Raw genomic sequence first — 1,857 nt, forward strand, 5'->3', positions numbered from 1 at the left:
GGGTCACAAACGTCACGATCTTCACGCCCACCTTCAGCAAGCTGCGATCCCCCGGCACCAGATTGACGATCGGCACATCCTCCGGCACCAGAATCGTCTGTTGGCCGCCCTTGTAATTGACGGTCAGAACCCGGCCGTTGCTGACCACCAGATCGCCTACGCTGCCATTGGTCATGCTGCTGCCCTTGACCAGATCAAAAGGCCGATGGCCGTCGCCGCTGCCGGCCAGTTCCGGCGGGAAGACGTGGACTTCCAGCGCCTTGAGCGTGCCATCCTCCTGCGGCACGGCAGCCGAGCCGATGTAGCTGCCGGGCTTGATGTCTTCGATATTGGCCAGGGTGACAGCGCGGATTTTGGTGTCGTTGGTCAGGTTGATCACCACGTTCTCGCCGCTGTTGACATGGACCTTCATGACGTCGGCGCTGATGCCGGTGATCTCGCCGCGCACGCCAATGCGCATTCCCGGCGGCACATCGGCAGCCTGAGCAAGACCTGCCGTGAACAAACTGATCAAGGTAACAACGCAAGCGCCGCGAATCAGGTGACGGAACATCGCATTCATATCGAAGTACCTTCCGGTTTATGGAGCGCAGGAGAACATAAGCACGCTATCGAAGAGGATGTCAGTGAATGTATCATCGGATCCCACTGTTTGGACGCATGGTTCATCGCCAGACAGCGCATACCGGCGTTACTCATTCCGCAAAAGAATGATTACTATCAATCCAAACCCTCTTCCGCCGCTCTAGCCAGCCGATTAGCCTCTGCGCATTCCTTCTTGTTCAGCGAGCCATGTTATGAATCCAGCGACTCAGGCGCCCCACGGTGCCGCGACAATGACCCGGGGCATGGTGCTGCTTTTCGCCTTCTGCTGCGGCGCGATCGTCGCCAACATCTACTACGCCCAGCCGATCATCGGCCTGATCGCGCCGGACATCGGCCTGACCGACACCATGGCCAGCCTGATCGTTTCGCTGACGCAGATTGGTTATGCGCTGGGCCTGTTCTTCCTGGTACCGCTGGGTGATCTGCTGGAGAACCGTCGCTTGATGATCATCACCACCGTGGTGGCGATTGCCAGTTTGCTGGGCGCGGCGTTCACCGATCAGCCGAACGTGTTTCTGCTGATTTCGTTGCTGGTGGGTTTCAGCTCGGTGTCGGTACAGATCCTGATTCCGCTGGCCGCCCACCTGACGCCGGAAGCGTCGCGCGGCCGCGTGGTTGGCGGGATCATGGGCGGTCTGCTGCTGGGGATTCTGCTGGCCCGGCCGGTGTCCAGCGTAGTGGCTGACCACTTCGGCTGGCGCGCTATGTTCGTCATTGCCGCAGTTTTGATGGCTGCAATCAGCATCGTACTGGCCCTGACGGTGCCCAAGCGCCAGCCTGATCACAGCGCCTCTTATGGCCAGTTACTGGGCTCGCTCTGGACGCTGCTGCGCCAGCAACCGGTGTTGCGTCAACGGGCGTTTTATCAGGGTTGCATGTTCGCTACGTTCAGCCTGTTCTGGACCGCCGTGCCGCTGGAACTGGCGCGCAATCATGGCTTGTCGCAAACCCAGATCGCGATCTTCGCCCTGGTCGGAGCCATCGGCGCGATTGCCGCACCCATCGCTGGTCGACTGGCCGATGCCGGCCACACCCGCCTCGCCTCGCTGCTAGCGATGCTGTTCGCCAGCCTGAGCTTCCTGCCGGCCTTCATCCACCCGGCCTACAGCGTCATCGGCCTGGCCGTGACCGGCGTGGTACTGGATTTCTGCGTGCAAATGAACATGGTCCTCGGCCAGCGCGCGGTCTACACCCTCGACGCCAAGAGCCGCGGCCGTCTGAATGCACTGTACATGACCAGCATCTTCATCG

The 1,857-nt window shown here is 60.8% G+C and carries 2 protein-coding genes; one reads left to right on the forward strand and one right to left on the reverse strand.

Annotated elements, in window-relative coordinates:
* Positions 1 to 562, reverse strand: a 562-nt coding sequence (locus AC1DIS_RS29935) for a hypothetical protein (RefSeq protein WP_477781295.1), incomplete at its 3' end; no start/stop codon positions are given.
* Between the two features lie 235 nt (positions 563 to 797).
* Between AC1DIS_RS29935 and AC1DIS_RS29940 the strand changes: the two genes are divergently transcribed.
* On the forward strand, positions 798 to 1,857 hold a 1,060-nt coding region (locus tag AC1DIS_RS29940; RefSeq protein ID WP_477781296.1), incomplete at its 3' end, for an MFS transporter.

This window comes from Pseudomonas sp. 05N433, assembly GCF_056396925.1.